Source organism: Bacillus bingmayongensis (genome assembly GCF_000299035.1).
Taxonomy (GTDB): Bacteria; Bacillota; Bacilli; order Bacillales; family Bacillaceae_G; genus Bacillus_A; species Bacillus_A bingmayongensis.
In genome coordinates this window covers 1-16,877 of the sequence record NZ_AKCS01000028.1, presented here as the reverse complement: position 1 = coordinate 16,877, position 16,877 = coordinate 1, and the positions used below count along the sequence as shown (strand labels likewise).

General features: G+C 33.7%; 12 protein-coding genes and 2 pseudogenes. 8 read left to right on the top strand and 6 right to left on the bottom strand.

Annotated elements, in window-relative coordinates; all coding sequences use genetic code 11:
* Positions 1-298 precede the first annotated feature (298 nt).
* The 5 genes from Y7E_RS0105695 (at position 299) to Y7E_RS0105675 (ending at position 3,947) form a co-directional block, all read left to right on the top strand.
* Positions 299-832: a hypothetical protein gene (locus Y7E_RS0105695; protein WP_017150329.1), complete on the top strand. Its 534-nt coding sequence runs from the start codon at positions 299-301 to the stop codon at positions 830-832.
* 6 nt (positions 833-838) lie between these two features.
* Positions 839-1,159 (top strand): hypothetical protein, encoded by a 321-nt coding sequence (locus tag Y7E_RS0105690; RefSeq protein WP_017150328.1) that lies wholly within the window; start codon positions 839-841, stop codon positions 1,157-1,159.
* Positions 1,160-1,455: 296 nt separating this feature from the next.
* On the top strand, positions 1,456-2,718 hold the full coding sequence (locus Y7E_RS0105685) for a hypothetical protein (RefSeq protein ID WP_154652010.1): 1,263 nt from the start codon (positions 1,456-1,458) through the stop codon (positions 2,716-2,718).
* Positions 2,711-3,271 (top strand): stage II sporulation protein M, encoded by a 561-nt coding sequence (locus Y7E_RS0105680; RefSeq protein WP_017150326.1) that lies wholly within the window; start codon positions 2,711-2,713, stop codon positions 3,269-3,271. The genes Y7E_RS0105685 and Y7E_RS0105680 overlap by 8 nt, the downstream gene beginning before the upstream one ends.
* 7 nt (positions 3,272-3,278) lie before the next feature.
* Positions 3,279-3,947 carry an ATP-binding cassette domain-containing protein gene (locus Y7E_RS0105675; protein WP_017150325.1) on the top strand — a complete coding sequence of 223 codons (669 nt, stop codon included), beginning with the start codon at positions 3,279-3,281 and terminating at the stop codon, positions 3,945-3,947.
* A 70-nt stretch (positions 3,948-4,017) separates the two neighbouring features.
* Here Y7E_RS0105675 and Y7E_RS29175 read toward each other — a convergent pair.
* Both Y7E_RS29175 and Y7E_RS0105670 read right to left on the bottom strand, forming a co-directional pair.
* Positions 4,018-4,221 (bottom strand): annotated as a pseudogene (locus tag Y7E_RS29175) (DDE-type integrase/transposase/recombinase); the annotation flags it as partial.
* 57 nt (positions 4,222-4,278) lie between these two features.
* Positions 4,279-4,986, bottom strand: coding sequence for an IS6 family transposase (locus Y7E_RS0105670; protein WP_017150323.1), 708 nt, complete (start codon positions 4,984-4,986; stop codon positions 4,279-4,281).
* A gap of 88 nt (positions 4,987-5,074) precedes the next feature.
* Between Y7E_RS0105670 and Y7E_RS0105665 the strand changes: the two are divergent.
* The 3 genes and pseudogenes from Y7E_RS0105665 to Y7E_RS0105655 form a co-directional block, all read left to right on the top strand.
* Positions 5,075-5,830, top strand: a pseudogene (locus tag Y7E_RS0105665) (serine hydrolase); the annotation flags it as partial.
* 677 nt (positions 5,831-6,507) lie between these two features.
* Positions 6,508-7,761 (top strand): MFS transporter, encoded by a 1,254-nt coding sequence (locus Y7E_RS0105660; protein WP_017150321.1) that lies wholly within the window; start codon positions 6,508-6,510, stop codon positions 7,759-7,761.
* A 14-nt stretch (positions 7,762-7,775) separates the two neighbouring features.
* Complete coding sequence (locus Y7E_RS0105655) at positions 7,776-12,332, top strand: non-ribosomal peptide synthetase (RefSeq protein ID WP_017150320.1); 4,557 nt, start codon at positions 7,776-7,778, stop codon at positions 12,330-12,332.
* Positions 12,333-12,407: 75 nt separating this feature from the next.
* Here the strand turns inward: Y7E_RS0105655 and Y7E_RS0105650 are convergent, their stop codons facing one another.
* From Y7E_RS0105650 to Y7E_RS29170, 4 genes are all read right to left on the bottom strand, one after another.
* The gene (locus Y7E_RS0105650; RefSeq protein ID WP_017150319.1) at positions 12,408-13,094 is read right to left on the bottom strand and encodes an IS6 family transposase; all 687 of its coding nucleotides are present in this window, start codon (positions 13,092-13,094) and stop codon (positions 12,408-12,410) included.
* Between the two features lie 76 nt (positions 13,095-13,170).
* Positions 13,171-13,893, bottom strand: coding sequence for a thioesterase II family protein (locus Y7E_RS0105645; protein ID WP_017150318.1), 723 nt, complete (start codon positions 13,891-13,893; stop codon positions 13,171-13,173).
* A gap of 16 nt (positions 13,894-13,909) precedes the next feature.
* Complete coding sequence (locus Y7E_RS0105640) at positions 13,910-14,584, bottom strand: 4'-phosphopantetheinyl transferase family protein (protein WP_017150317.1); 675 nt, start codon at positions 14,582-14,584, stop codon at positions 13,910-13,912.
* Between the two features lie 423 nt (positions 14,585-15,007).
* A partial coding sequence (locus tag Y7E_RS29170) for an AMP-binding protein (protein WP_017150316.1) occupies positions 15,008-16,877 on the bottom strand: 1,870 nt, incomplete at its 5' end.

The window sequence follows — 16,877 nt, the reverse complement described above, 5'->3', positions numbered from 1 at the left end:
AAATAGATTGATAAAACACAAGACTTCATATGTTGATGAATTCAATATATGAAGTCTTTTTTTATTTCTATACAAACCTTTTAAGCACAAAAAAGTAACGATTTTCTAGATCGTTATTTTTCTTTATCAACTAAAGTCCAAATATGTATATTTTGATAAAAAATACAAAAACCCAAATATTATCTTGAAAGTAATTATTTGTAATATTATAATAGATTTTGTAAGATTGATTATTTTGAAAAAACTAATTTTTATGTTATTGCGAATTATAGTTATAAATATGAGGAAGGTATAAAAAATGATGAATTGGATTAAAAGCGGTAAATTTACTACATATATTTTATTTGGAATTGCATTTATTTTTTCGGTTGTTTCTGTGGTAATTTCGATCTACATGGACATGGGAACAAGTGAATTTCGTGCTTTAATTGATTTAATTAATGAAAAAGGAACACCTGGTTTTGCAATTATAGGAATTATAATTGTTCTGATTATACTTTTTATTATTGTTCAAATGTTTTTTGGAGCATGTATTGCTTATTTGGTTGCAAGATTTATTTTTAGAATTTTGATAGATTTTAAGACTTTCTATCGTATAACACTTATTTTTAATTTTTTATTGTCTCTAGTGGTTATATGGGAATTGTTTTTATACAAAGGTAATGTTAGTTTCTTGGTAATTGTTACAAATCCATTGTTGATTCTTGGCTTTATTGTTCTTTTTTGGTTGCTAAAAAAGTTGGCTGATGTACATTGGTTAAAACCTCTTCTTTTCACAATTTTTGTTTTTATTAGTTATCTTGTTTTTTCAAATATTTCTTTAGGAGGGTAAAGGAAAATGAATACATTTACTTTGAAAAATTCAAAAAAAGAGTTATTAGGTATCTTAGGCTTATGTGCTGCAATGACTGTAATTGTATCATTAGCACGCATGGGTGTGACGTTCGAAATGGCTAACATTGTTTCAGGATTATCTTATTCAGCAGCACTTACAGGATTATATCGTGCACGAAGAGCATGGAAGGCTGGTAAAGGTTTGAAAAAGGCATTGACAGTAGCATTTAGTTGGAATGTTGTTGCGTTGGTTATTAGCGTACTTGGTGATTCACTTATCACGTATTTGTTAGATAATCATATTGAAACATTAGCTAAGCATTAAGATAGAGAATTAAAACAAAATTTTGAAAAGAGGGTTTTATTTATAGAGAGAAAGTGGGATTTAATTTGAACTTACAGTTCATTTATCTATTAACTAGCAAAATATGCAAAATTTTATTGAATCATATGTTATATGCCGGCGACGGACTTGGATTACAATCAAGTACGGTACGCCGTTTTCTATTTCATTTAAAATCATATCTTAAAGTTTCACTCTTGGTTATATATGTTTTTTGGTTTGTATTGGCATCGCTGTTTCAAATTTTGTTCCATTACATTCCATTATCTATAGAAAGAATGAATATTATCATTATTCTTTATATTTTGTTGTGTGTTCTTATGATGATTAACTATAGCGTTAGTGCTGATCTTCGTAGTTATGCAATTGAAAGTAATCTTGCTTTTAAACAGAAAAAAAGATTGATTTTGATGAATGAGTATCTTGGTGTTGTACTGACTTGGGGGTTTATCTTTTTATTTTCGCTTCCTTTTTTTATTATGCAGACAATTTTAAATGGGATTACAGGATTCAGTTTTATGGGACAATCTTTAATTGGTTTATTATATATGGGATTCATAATTGGTTTCGTTAAATTTGTTGTTTTTGTATTTAGTGATAGATATACAGTTGGAATTCATAGGTTGTTGATGCCAATTTTTTATATCTGTATTTGTCTTGTTTTATCCTTATATCAAACATATTTGTATTCTTTTTTGAGTGCTTTGTTTCATAATATTTTAAATGAGGGATTGGCGAAATCAATCACGAATTTGGAAGTGTTGTCGGAATTTAATTTATACGAGTATAAGATTAATCTAATAAGTTATGTTTTTGTATTTATCGTTATTTTTGTTTGTAGTAGTTTGTTGTATTTCTTTTCAGAAAAGTTGTGTATTGAAAAGGAAAGACCATCTCATTTTATGGATTATTCGTTTTTGAAGAAGCATTCTTTGTATATATTCTTGAACTTTTCAAGGGCATATGGGATTGTAAATACTGATTTTTTACTTGTGTATATTGGAACTCTTTTTGTACTTATGTTTAGCTCTCTGATTGGTGTGCAAATGGTGGATATTTCTTATTTTTCAGCTTATATACTAGTTGTTTTGTTTTTGAACTATGATACAGTTCGAGTTATATTGCTTTGCAAAAGACATAGTACTACTACGTTTTATACTGCTTTTATGTTGTCTTTTCCTTTATTAGTACAATTCACTTTGATGATTGGAATTTTTTTTCTGACAAAAACAGTACAGTTTGATACGACTGCTTTGAGATTCTTTCTGTTGGGATCTGTATTAATTATTTGTAGTATGTATTTGTATTGCAGATGTATTTATAGATTTGAAGTATTGTTTGATGAAAAATTTTTTAAAAAGATTGGGAAATTATATATTATTATATTTTTCTTGATTATTGCTGGGGTTCAGTTTTTACTGCATGGTTTTGGTCTTATTAACATAGTCTTTTCTTATTTTGTTCCTATTTTTTGTGTATATGGATTAAGCATATGGACTGTGGATAAAATTGCGAAAATAAGAGGATTTAAATATGATTAATTTGATTGATTTGAAAAAAATTTTTAACAAAATGGTTCTTTGGATTTTGTTGATTTATGGAGTTTTGTTTGCAAGTGCGTACATCTTTATTTTTTTTAGTGATGTAGCATTGGAGAGAGTTAACAGTTCGGAATTAGTCAAGTATGTACAGTGGTATGACATTTTTATTCATAACACTTTGTCTTCTTTCACTTTTATTTTATTAGGTATTTTGTCTTTTGGAGTTATTTCAACTGTATTTTTCTTGTATGATTTTTACCTAATTGTTTTTGCTGCTTATGGTGCGTATACGTACAGTGGGTCTTTTCTGTATTCGCTCACAGCTTTATTGACTCATGGTGTTGTTGAAGTTGTTGCGATTTCAATTAATGTATATCTTTCTACGATTAGCTTCAGATTTTTGATTAATTGGGTGTATAAGAAAAAGATATTCTATGTTGAGAGCAGGAATGAAATTATGAAGCTTATTGGTGTCATGGTATGTATTTTTTTAATTGCTTCTTTTATAGAAGCATTTGTGACTCCGAAATTGTTAGAATTTATTGTGGAGTGAGATATTTATGAAAATTACAGTGACAAATTTACAAAAAACATACAAGCAAGAAATTTTAAAGAAAGCCAATTTTCAGCTTGAATCTGGGAAAGTTTACTGTTTATTGGGAAGAAACGGCGTTGGAAAAACAACCTTGATGAAGATTTTATCTGGCATGTTGCATTATAACGGAGGTAGTATCGAAACTAATCCACGTCAAAAATTGGATGAAGTTTGCTATTATGTATCAGAAAAACCTACATTTCTGGATTTCTTATCAGGATTTGATAATCTAGATTTTGTACAAAAATTACATAATATGAATATGACAAGAGAGAAATTAAAGATTTTCATTGAATATTCAGGTATACAATCTTTTTCGGATGAACTAGTAGTCAATTACTCTCATGGAATGAAGCATCAATTAGCTTTGACGATTGCTTTTTTGTTGCAACCTAAAGTGTTGTTATTAGATGAACCGTTAGTGTCGTTGGATCCAATAAATATTGATATGATGCATAAAAAATTGAAAGAATATGTAAGTAAAGGAAACATCGTATTCATTTCAACACATATGATTCCGATTTCTCATAAAATCGGCGATGAGATTCTTGTATTGAAAAACGGCATTGTTCATCAAGTTGAGAATGACTTTACGGAAAGGGATCTTGAAGCGTTTGTTTTGAACAAGATATAAGATTAAGGGTTCTGGTGCAAAAATCATTTGATAGAGGCATAGAAACCTGCATAGACTGTTCAATGGTAGATTATGATGCAATTCCAAATAATTTATGTATGAATCTAACTTCATTTTGGGCAGACTTCACCTGTAAGTGAAGTTGTCCTTTTTTCATCATATGCATGGTTTCAACGCCACTCAATATAGAAGTGGCTGTTTCATATGACTTGAATCCTAACATAGAACGTACACGTTTCTTAATGAAACGGTGATCTTGTTCCACTATATGGTTCTGGTGCAAAAATATTAGTTAGAAACATAGAGTAGCAATTTTCTCTTGATTTCTATCTTATGAAGCTAAGCCAAACAATTTATGAATAAATTCTTTCTGGTTTTGGACAGACTTGCCCGGTAAAACAAGTTGCCCCTTTTTCATCATATGCATGGCTTCAACACCACTCAATATAGAGATTGCTGTTTTAAATGACTTTAATCCTAACATAGAACGAACTCGTTTTTTAATAAACCGGTGGTCTTGTTCCACTATATTATTGAGATATTTAACTTGCCTTAGTTGTATGCCTTCAGGCATATGTTTCTCTTCTTTCAACTCTTGAATCGCTACAGGATAGGCAAGGTTCTTATCTACAGTTATCACGCGAGGTTTAGAAACATACGAAAAAGCCAAGGCTTTCTTGAAAAAGCGCTTGGCTGCTTGCTTATCTCTTGATTTACTTAGATAAAAATCAATTGTATTCCCCTCTGAATCAACTGCACGATATAAGTACATCCATTGACCTTTTACTTTAATATAAGTTTCATCGACTCTCCACGAATCATTTGTTAATTTAAGATGATGTCGTACTTTCTCTTCTAATTGAGGTCCATATTGATGAACCCAACGCATAATGGTGGTGTGAGCCATTGATAATCCTCTTTCCTCCATCATTTCTACCAGGTTACGGAAGCTCAAATTGTACCGTAGGTACCACCTTACCGTTAATAAGATTAGTTCAGGCTGATAATGTTTCCATTTAAACAAATTTTCCTTTTCCATACTGATCACACCTTTTTTAGATTCATACTATCAGTATGTCCAAGTTTAGGAGATTACTTGCAAGAGCCTTGAATTTTTTGCACCAGAACCAGAAGAAAAATATGTATATACTGCAGATGGAAGCTTTATTAATGAGAAGGGTACTTCCAAGCTCAACTTCGTGACCGAGAAGAATGGAAGAACTTATTTGAGGGAGAGCGCATATAAATCGCATCCAGGCTTAGGGCAAGGTGTGATGACTCACTATTTAGCTGAGAAACTAGAAGACAACGTGCTATCGAAGAAAGCCGCTGCTGCATGGGCAAAGCGGGAAGGCGTCAAGTTCTATCTTGTGAACGAGAAATTTAGTTCTATTGAATATCTCGTACAACCGAAACTTCTTACTACACAAATTACTCGCAAGGAAGGCCTGGCGGGCTATTGGGATGGCAGAAAAATTACAGGTCCGAATACCGCAACGCATCAGCTCCAGATTCCTGTGATGAATGGCCGTGATACGACGGAAACGCACTTCTATACAGAAGGCAGCAATGAATATATGGAGATGGCTGGGTTGTTATACGTAAGTGAATCTAACGTAAAACCAATTGATGCAGGCCAATCATCCAAAGTTACGCTGCAAGCAAATGGGCATGCGAAATGGTTTACAATCCCGCAATCGGCAGTCGGGAAAATAATGTCCGTAACGTTGCCATCGAAGAGTTCGTTCGCGGTGTATGATGAGAAGGGAGTTTGCGTTAATTTTACCGTTGTGAGCGGCAATAACAAAGTAAAACTGCCGAAGAACGGAACTGTTGTATTTGCTGGGACACCGAACTCAGAATTTATGATCACGTTGAACTAGCTACAATTCAAGATGGACTTCAACAAAACCAGTACGACATATAAAAGGTGTTTTGCTGGTTTTGTTTGTATTTACGCATTAGCTTTAATTCAGGACAAAATAAGGTCTTTTATAATCAATGCAATTGGTGATTTGGTAAATTATCCTATTTTTTATCTGAATTTTCTAATTTGATTATTTCAACTTTATGAAGATAGTAGCTAGAAAAGTTGTGTGATAGTATTTTAAATAGAAAAAAAAGACAATTCTGAAAAGGGGTTTGATTTGGATGGTTTAACTATTGTAAATTTTAGGGTTACAGAGCTATTAATTGATTATTTTCATTGAGTAGAGTTTTGGCTTGTAGAATATGAAAATCAAAGAAAATTGTTCAGATAAATTAATGAAATATTCTCGTTTTTTACTGTTGTTGTAATGACGATATAACTAGAAATCATTTAATTCGTCTACGTTTATAGGTGAAAAAGATCATTTAAAGTCAGAAGTGAATGTGTAAGAACTAAAAATAAATATATTTGAATGCATAAATTAAACCAAAGATATTGAATTTTATAGTTATTGAAGTTTGAATAGTATTAAATTTTAGGTAGATATATGTAGAGTTATAAATTATGTGCAAAAAAGAGGTATTGTGTACACAAAAACATCCGTTTTAGTAAATTTAAGGAGCACATTTTATGAAAACTACCGATTCAAAAAGCCTATTAGGAAATAGGATTTATTTACAAGTTTTCTCTGCCTATTCATTGCTTATGCTTGGTGTTTTTATTGATATGTTAGCCATTATGACTATTGTTGGGTTTGAATGGGAAGTAGATCCTACCATGATTGGGTTGATTCCTGTTGCATATGCACTTCCTGGAATTATCTTTGGCTCATGGGCAGGTGTTATTGCAGATCGTTTTAGAAAAATTCCAATTATGATGTTCTGTAATCTGATGGTTGGTCTAATAACAATTGCTCTTTTATTTGTACAAAGTATCCATTGGCTCTTATTAGCATTAATGATTCGTTCTATTTTTATTGTTTTTTATTATCCTGCACAGCAAACACTAACAAGACAGATTGTATCCCCAGAGTTGCTTACTAAGGCAGTAAGTATCAACGGAATAGTCGAGCAGGGAACCAAGATAGTAGGTCCACTTATAGGAGGAGTGTTGTTGAGCTGGTTTCAGCCAGAGTTCTGTCTCATTATAAGAGCGATAAGTTGTTTACTAGCAACTTTGATTCTGATGCCCACAATAAAATTCAAAGAAACTCTTTTAAGAAAACCTGTTGATAGGGAAAAGCAAAGCACTTGGGCCGCTTGGTTACAAGGGTGGAGTTATGTATTATCTAATCGGATAATATTATCAACTATGATTTTCGTTACAATAGCTATGGCAGTATTACAATTAGTAGACTCGCAGTTCCCTACTTTATTTAAGAGCTTATTTCCACATGATAAAAGTAAAATGGGATATATCATTTCTATTATTGGTCTTGGGGGAATACTTGGTGCATTACTAACTCAAAAATTAAAACAATTTCAATATGGTTGGGTAGTATGTGGGGGTATGGTTTTAATGGGAATTGGTTTTGGAGGGATTGGCCTGATAACGCCCGGTACGGTCTTCGTTTTGGCCTATTTGATTAGTTTTATCGCTGGGATTGGAAGTGGATTGATGCTTGTATCTAATCAAGTTATTTTACAAATAGAATCCGATCAAGATCAAGTAGGAAGAGTATTTGGTATACAAAGCAGTTTAACAAACGCAGTTCTAATTATTTCTCCTGCTATGAGTGGCCCATTAGTGCATTTGGTTGGAGTAACTCAACTCTATGTTTATGGCGGGATTGGGCTTATCATCATTGGAGTAATTGGAGTTTCACTGCAGAAATATTTATGGGCTAAACATAAACACGAGCCTATAAGAGTAAATAATTTTTGAAGGGAAGATTTTTTATGACCAATGAGGAATGTTATCCATTAAGTCACCCGCAGCGAAGAATATGGTATACAGAAGTTATTCATTCTGATAAAGGGATATGTAATTTAAGATTCTTATTTAAACTTCATCGAAAAATGAATTATTCAAAATTAAACCAAGTTGTGAATCGTGTTATCAGTGAAAATGACGGTCTGTGCATCAGATTAAAAGAAAATGGGCATCAGGAACCTAAACAATATTTTATTAAACATGAAGAACAAGAATTTGAGTTTTTCGATTTCAGTTCTGTGGAGGATTCAGATTTGCTTGAGGAATGGATTGAGCAGAAAACAAAAGAAACGTTTACATTATTTAATTCAAATTTATATTATTTCGCTTTAATAAAATTAAACGATAATGAATGTGCAGTCTTTGGGAATGTTCATCATATTATCATGGATGGTTTATCAATCCAAATATTTACCAGTCAGATTGCAAAATATTATTATGAAATGCATAACGAGACTGAGGAAGGCGAAATTAAAAATTCATATGTTCAATTTCTGGCCAATGAACAAACATACTTGAATAGTAGTCGCTTTCAAAAAGATCAAAAATTCTGGTTAGAGGAATTTAAAACACTTCCATCTGTGACCGGATTGAAGCCCTATAATACGTACCAAGTTAGTACCAAAGCATCACGCGAGACGTTTATATTATCGGAGCATTTGAAGAGAAAGATAGAAAAATTTTCTGAAGATTACAAATTTAGTTTATATACCCTTTTTGTTGCTGCTTTCTCGTTATCCATGTATCGGTGGACCTCATCGCTTGATATTGCATTAGGAATGGCTTACGGCAACCGCATGACTAAAATGGAACGTGAATTGATTGGAATGATGGTGAGTACAGTTCCTTTAAGAATGGATATTGATCCAGAAGAAGAAGTGCTTTCATTTATTGGTAGGGTGTCCAGAAAACAAAGTAAATCATTAAGACATCAGAAATATCCATTTGATTTGTTATTAAAGCAGATTAATAAAGAGAATAACAGCAATGTGAGACTTTTCGGAACTACGATTGATTATAGAGATCGTGATGAAAGTGGTGACTCACTATGGATTCCAAACCGTGAAGAGGTACAAGATTTTGCAGTGCATATTGAAAATTTAATTGATATAGACTCTTTACATGTACATATTGATTATCGTGAGGAGCTATTTTCTAAAGAAGAGATAAAACGTTTTTTTAACGTTATGTTAGCGATAATAGAAAACACTTTTGAAAACCCAAAGCAGAAGGTAGCTGAAATCGAAATCATTTCTGATGAAGATAAAAGAAAAAGTTTAGTAGAGTTTAATAATCCTAAGCTTGATTTTCCACCTCAAGTAACTATTCATGAATTGTTCGAACAGCAAGCTATGATTTGTCCAAATGCTATTGCAGTTACGTATGAAAGAGGAAAAGTTACTTATAGGGAGCTAAATGAACGTGCAAATCAGTTAGCTCATTATCTGCAGAAAAAAGGAGTAGGACCTGATACTTTAGTTGGACTGTGCGTTGAACGTTCTTTAGAAATGATTGTAGGTATTTTAGGGATTTTGAAGGCTGGTGGAGCTTATGTTCCACTTGATCCAACATATCCAGAGCAGCGACTTCAATATATTTTAGAGGATGCTAGCATTCAATTATTCGTAACGCAAGAAGGTTTAAAACAATTGAAATGGTTACCAGAAAATATTAAATCGATTTGCCTGGATCGTGAAAGAGATAAGATTGAACAAGAAAGTAAGACCTTGCCGGTTTCCGATGTAAGTTCCCAAAACTTAGCTTACGTAATCTATACTTCGGGATCAACAGGGAATCCAAAGGGCGTTATGATAGAGCATCACAATGTCATTCGTTTATTTAAATCGACGGATTGTTGGTATCAGTTTAATGAAAAAGATACTTGGACTCTTTTTCATTCTTATGCATTTGATTTCTCAGTATGGGAAATTTGGGGAGCATTATTATATGGTGGGAAATTGGTTGTTGTTCCATACTGGATTAGTCGGTCGCCTAAGGATTTTTATCAATTATTGATAGAGGAAGAAGTCACAGTTCTAAATCAGACACCTTCCGCGTTTCGACAATTAATACAAGTGTGTGAACAAGAAGATAAGAATAAAAACTTGCAGCTGCGTTATGTGATATTTGGCGGAGAAACGTTAGAACCTATTAGTTTGTTACCATGGTTTCAAATGTATGGGGACAAAGAACCACAGTTAATTAATATGTATGGAATTACAGAAACTACAGTTCATGTTACATATTATCCAATTACTCAAGATGATGTGCAGCATGCTTCAAGAAGTAATATTGGAAAGCGGATTCCAGATTTAGAAGTGTATATACTAGACGCTTATCAACAACCGGTACCTATAGGTGTAGATGGTGAGCTTTATATTGGTGGGGCAGGGCTTGCACGTGGGTATTTAAATAGACCTGAATTAACTGCAGAGCGCTTTATACCTCATTCATTTAGTAGTGATCCGAAAGCAAGATTATATCGGACAGGAGACTTAGCGAGATATTTGCCGGATGGAAATCTGGATTATCGTGGAAGAATTGATCATCAGGTTAAAATACGTGGTTTCCGAATTGAGATTGGAGAGATTGAGTCTACTTTAAATGTATATGCATCTATAAAAGAAGCTGTTGTAATTGTTAGAGAAGATCAACTGGGTGATAAACGATTAGTAGCATATGTTGTAGGAGATGGAAATGTAGGCGAGTGGAGAGAGTATCTTAAAGCGAAACTACCGAGCTATATGGTCCCTTCAGGATTTGTGACAATGGAAGCCATTCCTCTAACTGCCAACGGTAAAGTTGATCGTGAGTCCTTACCTATGCCGGATGAAAAGCAGATTAACAGTGAATGTGTTGCCCCTCGTAATAGCAACGAAAAGATACTAGCTACCATCTGGAAGCAAGTATTAGGTGTTAAAAAGGTAGGAATTTATGATAATTTCTTTGAAATTGGTGGCGACTCGATTCTCAGTATTCAAATCATATCTCAAGCAAGTCAAGTGGGGTTAAAACTTACTCCAAAGCAAATGTTTGAATGCCCAACTATTGCGGAGCTGGCACAAGTGGCTATAGAAACACAAGGAGTACAAGCGGAGCAGGGAATTGTGACAGGAGATGTGCCTCTTACTCCAATTCAGTACTGGTTCTTCGAACAAGAACATCCACGTCCGGAGCATTGGAATCAATCGATGCTTTTAAGAGTAAAAGAGAGATTGGATGTGAAGTTACTAGAGGGAGCAATATTAAATTTACTCAAACATCATGATGCTTTACGTTTCCGATACGAACAGTTACCAAATGGAACGTGGAGGCAGAGAAATGAAGGCACTAATGAGCAGTCAGTACTTCATGTAATAAAACGGAAAAAAGCTAATGAACAAGTGTGGAATAAAATAATACAAGAAGAGATGAACATTAATCAAGCTAGTTTCAATTTAGTTACTGGTCCGTTAATGAGAGTAGTTTACTTTGAGGACACCTTGACTGGGAATGATCTACTATTCTGGGTGATTCATCATTTAGTAGTAGATGGAGTATCGTGGAGAATTCTATTGGAAGATTTACAGGCGGTATATAACCAGATGAAACAAGATCAAGAAGTTAGTTTACCTGCGAAAAGTACATCTTTTAAAGAGTGGTCGGAACGACTTCAGACATACAGTGATTCGGGTATTTCAAAAGAAGTACAAAATTATTGGAATGAACAAGTAGAAAAAGAAACGATGAAAATTCCAATGGACTATCCAATACAAGAAACAACAGAAGAATCGATTGATCAAGTGACGAGGACTTTAGGAGTAAAAGAAACACATACATTGTTACAAGAAGTCCCAGTGACTCATAAGACAAGGATTAACGAGGTACTATTGGCGGCATTAGGACAAGCTATTGTTGATTGTACAAATCAGAAAACAGTTTCTATTCATCTAGAAGGACACGGGAGAGAAGAGATGATTGAAGGTATTGATCTATCACGGACAGTGGGCTGGTTCACGAGTATTTATCCTGTTCATCTAAATTTTCAAGGAACTAAAACACCTATTGAAGGATTAAAGGTTGTAAAAAATCAATTGCGTCAAATTCCGAATCGCGGAGTTGACTATGGTATTTTACGTTACTTGAAAAAAGAATTACTTCCGTTTTATCAGCAAAAGCCTTCAATAAGCTTTAACTATTTGGGCCAATTTGATCAAGTGTTTTCAAAGGAATCTTTGTTTATACAAGAGACAGGGTTTACATTTTTAGATCATGCTCCAGATTCCAAGCCATCTCATCTAATTGAGGTTATCGGTATGGTAAAAGATGAGAAGTTACATTTTGTTTGGATGTATAGTAGAGAACAGTTTTCTAGGTTGAAAATTCAAGCGATAGCAGATGGTATGTTGAGGCATCTTCGTCAACTTATAAATAAACCAACAACAGAGTCTGCTTTTACAGTATCAGATTTTGTGGATGCGGAGAACCTTACGGAAGAAAGCTTGAGCAAAGTATTACTTAAATTAACAAAGAAGAGGGTGTAAAAATGGGAGACGTTATTGGGTTCTGTTGCAAAGTTTGAAAAAAGCATAAACAGGTTGGTAAATGAGGAACAATGTTTAGGAAATAGCTAGTAATTGTTGAAGTTCATTGTACGTTGAAAAGGCGGAGTCTCTTTGAAGACTTCGCCTTTGTTTATATAGGGCATGAATGGTCTCGATACCTTTTATCGTACGTGAAGCATGACGAAGATTTTGAAATCCTGCGGATTTGACAAAACGTCTCTTTACATGCCTATGATCCTGTTCAATAAGATTGTTTAAATGTTTGATTGTACGATGGATTGTAGTTTGATAAAATCCTTGTTTTCTTAATTTGTTAAATGCGCAAAGTAATGCCGGCGCTTTGTCTGTAGTGAGAACCGTTGGTTCTCCAAAATGTTTTACTAATCTTTTCATGAAGGCATAGGCAGCCTGATGATCCCGTTTTTTACGAAGTTGAATATCCAATGTGTGTCCATCTTTATCAATTGCACGATAGAGATAACGCCATTCTCCCTTAACTTTGATATAAGTCTCATCCAAATGCCAAGATAAGCGTGCAGATTTATTTTTCACTTTCCAAATTTGATAGATGAGATTGCCATATTCATGAACCCATCGCATGATGGTTGTTGGGTGAACTGAAATACCACGTTCTTTCAGGATTTCAGATACATCGCGATAACTTAAAGAAAAACGGCAGTAGTAGCCGACAGCTACTAAAATAATATCTTTCTTGAATTGTTTTCCTTTAAAATACCTCATGTCTGATTCTCCTAAATCTTGTTTTCTAGAGTGTATCTTCATGTAGAAAACTTTGCAACAGAACCCTTAAAAAACTCTAAAAACTAGTTAAAAATCTTTTAGAATCTAACTTTCTTATAATTCTATTTGCTATTTCTTCAATATTTTCATTTAGAAAGAAATGATTACCTTCAAAAGAATGAAAAGTACAAGTTTTACTTGTGTATTGCTCCCATTTTATTATCTGATCATATGTAGTAAATGCGTCATTTTTCCCATTAAATATAAGAAAATCAATATCACATGCTTGTATATGATTGTCATGAATATATGTCTCGACAATTTTAAAATCTGCTCTTAGCATGGGGAGAAAAATCTCCATTAATTCTTCTGATTGAAGTACGCCGGATGGTGTACCTCCCATTGCAATAACTTCTCTTTTAAATTGTTCATTAGAAAGATTATGTCGGATATTTTTTATTTTACTATCTGGATGATTTCTACCGGACAAAACAAGAAATTCAGGCAATACGTTTTTAGAATCCTGTATTTTTCTGGCTACTTCATAGGCGATTAAACTTCCCATGCTATGCCCGTATAGAATGTAGGGCGAATGATCTATCTGCTTAACTATACTAGTGTAGACATCATTTACGGCTTCTTCCATACTTTGGTACAAGCTTTCTTCAATTCTATATCCTCTACCAGCTAACTCTATTGGGACTACTTCAATATATGGATTAAAGTAATTTTTCCATTTTGCGTAACTAAACGCAGATCCCCCAGCATGTGGAAAGCAAAAAAGTTTAGTCTTCTGCATTGATTTTCTCCTTACTTTAAAATTTGTTTATATTTTGGCAAATTGTATAAATGTCTTTAATTATTATCTCCTGCGGAAATTCATCCCTTGTTGCACAAGCAGATATCTTATAATTTGGCTCAATGTTATATTGTCTAAAGTAAAAGTTTTGAGGTATATTCTTATATGAAATTAAAGTTCGTGACTCTTTTTTTATAGAAAATGAATTTAACGGTATATAAAGCCCTTTTCCAATCGTTTTTATATAACTTTCTTTTAATGTCCATAAATCATAAAAATAATTAATTTGCTCATCAGAATTCATATTAGATATATCATAAAATTCTTCCTCTGAAAAAAATTCATTTGCTAATTTAAGAGCCTCTATTTTTGAAACTTTCTCTATATCAATCCCTACATTAGAATTAGCAGTGGCACAAACCACCCATTCTCCTGAATGTGAAATATTAAAGTGAAAGTCAGAAAAGTTTTCAACAAAAGGTTTTCCATACTCATTATATATAAATCTAATTTCTTCATTATTAATTTTATACTTTTGGCAGACTAGAGATCGGATTAACAAATCTCCTATCAAAGTCCTATTAATATCGCATAAATTTAATAAACGCTTCATTCGTTCTTTCTTCTCATTTGAAATCAAGTTACTAAGTTGCTTAAACAAATGACTTTCAATATTCTTTGGTATTTTCACAGCTTGAATTTGTATGATAAATCACTTCCTTTTTAAAAGGATGGCTTCATATATGTGCGTTACAGAAATTCAAACTAATTTTATATCTTGTCTTTATTAAATTGCATTTACAATAGAAAAGATGCATATTTACATATCAATGAAAATATACACCTTTCCCCAGCAATATCACCAAAGTATTAGCATCTGGTACAAAAACTTCAGATCATTTACACCATACTATAAACAACTCATATAGGCTTCTATGTCTCTATGAAGCAATTTTTACATTAACCCCTTAAAAAGTAATGCTCTTGATATATTCATAATTTCCTACACTTGATGTGCAGTTATTGGGCTGCCCTATTCGTTTACACTGCTACCCTCAAATAACAACTTTAATAATCACAATTTTCGTTCATAGAGTTGCATCTTTTGTGCTCTCTACTTTTCCATTAATGCAAGGGGTGTCTCTTTTATTCCTTCTAATTTATTTAGTAGATACTTAGCTATCTTTTCAACTGCGGGGGAGCCCACTATTTCTTCATGTGATCCAGGGACTGAATACTTATTTACTCTTCCTTTTAATAAAGGTCCCCAATCTGTAAACAACTCTTTTCCTTCCTCAGCACTAAAGTAGATAACTTCTCCAAAGTATGGTATCAAATCATGCCCTGCCATGATGTTCAGGCATTTCCTATGAGCATTGATAACTTGCTTCAAATTCATAAGATCTGCATCAGGCGGTAGCACTCCTTCTATAATTAATCGCTCCACAAGCATATCTTGTTGATGGACGAGTTCTCCTTCCTGCTCTGTAAGATCTCTAGGAATGAAATGCTTAGATATATATGAGAGCATATCCTCCCTTGTTTTATGATCCTCCTCTGAAGGTACTTTAGTATCCATGAGTACCAACAACTCAACTTCTTCTCCTTGATTCCTTAGTACAGTTGCGATTTTATAAGCAATTGCACCGCCTAAAGACCATCCTCCAAGATGATATGGGCCTTCTGGCTGAACACGTTTTATTTCTTCGATGTAAAGTTGAATTACTTCCGACAAGGTCAACTCGTCAATTCCTCTCTTTTCTATGAGAGGATTCTGTAAACCATAAAATGAACAGTGGTTCTTAAGCAATCTTGCTAGTTGAATGTAACAGAATACATTCCCCATAAACGGATGAACGCAGAAGAAAGGTCTTTTCTCTGATTCTTGTAGTGGAACTGGAGCTGATACAGATTTTGTCATACCATGCTTATCACGAATAAGGCATGCAATTCCTTCCACTGTTGGATTCTTAATCAATGTAGACACTTTAATCTCTTTTCCAAACTTCTCCCTAATTTTTGAAACCAATTTGATTACAAGGAGAGAATGTCCCCCTCTATTAAAGAAATCATCATTTACATAGACATCTTCTATCTGTAGCAAATCCTGCCAGATTTTAATCAACTGATATTCAATTTCATCCCTTGGAATGATTGGTGTAGAGAAGTTATTTTCTCTTTGAATAGTTAAACTGTTCAATGCCTTTCGATCAACTTTTCCATTCGTTGTAAGAGGAATCGTATCTACCTTAATAAAGTGTGCGGGAACCATATAATTCGGTACTTGTGTCTTGAGATATTCACGCCATTCATGTATACTCCCATCTCCAACTACATAAGCGACCAATCTCTGCTCTCCTAATTTATCCTCTGTTACCAAAACTACTGCTTCTTTCACCAATGGATGACTCTCTAGATTCGCTTCAATCTCTTCAAGTTCAATTCGGAAGCCCCGAATTTTCACTTGATTATCGATCCTTCCCAAGTAGTCTAAATTACCATCAGATAAATAACGAACCAAATCTCCCGTCCGATATAAACGCTCTTCTTCATTAAATGGATGACGGATGAATCGCTCTGCTGTTAATTCTGGGCGATTCAAATATCCTCTCGCTATACCTGCACCACCAATATATAGCTCACCTGTTACACCAACTGGAACAGGTAACAAATTTTTATCCAATACATAAGTTTGAACGTTCGGCAACGGACGCCCAATTGTAACTCTCTTACTATCTGTTTTGATATGATAGCACGTTGCATCAACCGTACATTCTGTAGGACCATATACGTTATAAAAATCAATTTTTTCAGTCTCTACTAGCTGTTCCCATAATGACGGCATGATTGCTTCACCACCGACCAGTATCTTGCTTGGTACATGAACATCAGCGCTTGTTTCTAACAATCCTTCATCTATAAGTAATTGAAGTAATGAAGGTGTCATATCAAAGATTTCTAATTTGTTCTCCCGAATATAAGCT

Coding starts and splice junctions, on each gene's coding strand:
- Y7E_RS0105695 (WP_017150329.1), top strand. CDS start 299: ATGATGAATTGGATTAAAAGCGGTAAATTTACTACATATATTTTATTT.
- Y7E_RS0105690 (WP_017150328.1), top strand. CDS start 839: ATGAATACATTTACTTTGAAAAATTCAAAAAAAGAGTTATTAGGTATC.
- Y7E_RS0105685 (WP_154652010.1), top strand. CDS start 1,456: ATGAATATTATCATTATTCTTTATATTTTGTTGTGTGTTCTTATGATG.
- Y7E_RS0105680 (WP_017150326.1), top strand. CDS start 2,711: ATGATTAATTTGATTGATTTGAAAAAAATTTTTAACAAAATGGTTCTT.
- Y7E_RS0105675 (WP_017150325.1), top strand. CDS start 3,279: ATGAAAATTACAGTGACAAATTTACAAAAAACATACAAGCAAGAAATT.
- Y7E_RS0105670 (WP_017150323.1), bottom strand. CDS start 4,986: ATGGAAAAGGAAAATTTGTTTAAATGGAAACATTATCAGCCTGAACTA.
- Y7E_RS0105660 (WP_017150321.1), top strand. CDS start 6,508: ATGAAAACTACCGATTCAAAAAGCCTATTAGGAAATAGGATTTATTTA.
- Y7E_RS0105655 (WP_017150320.1), top strand. CDS start 7,776: ATGACCAATGAGGAATGTTATCCATTAAGTCACCCGCAGCGAAGAATA.
- Y7E_RS0105650 (WP_017150319.1), bottom strand. CDS start 13,094: ATGAGGTATTTTAAAGGAAAACAATTCAAGAAAGATATTATTTTAGTA.
- Y7E_RS0105645 (WP_017150318.1), bottom strand. CDS start 13,893: ATGCAGAAGACTAAACTTTTTTGCTTTCCACATGCTGGGGGATCTGCG.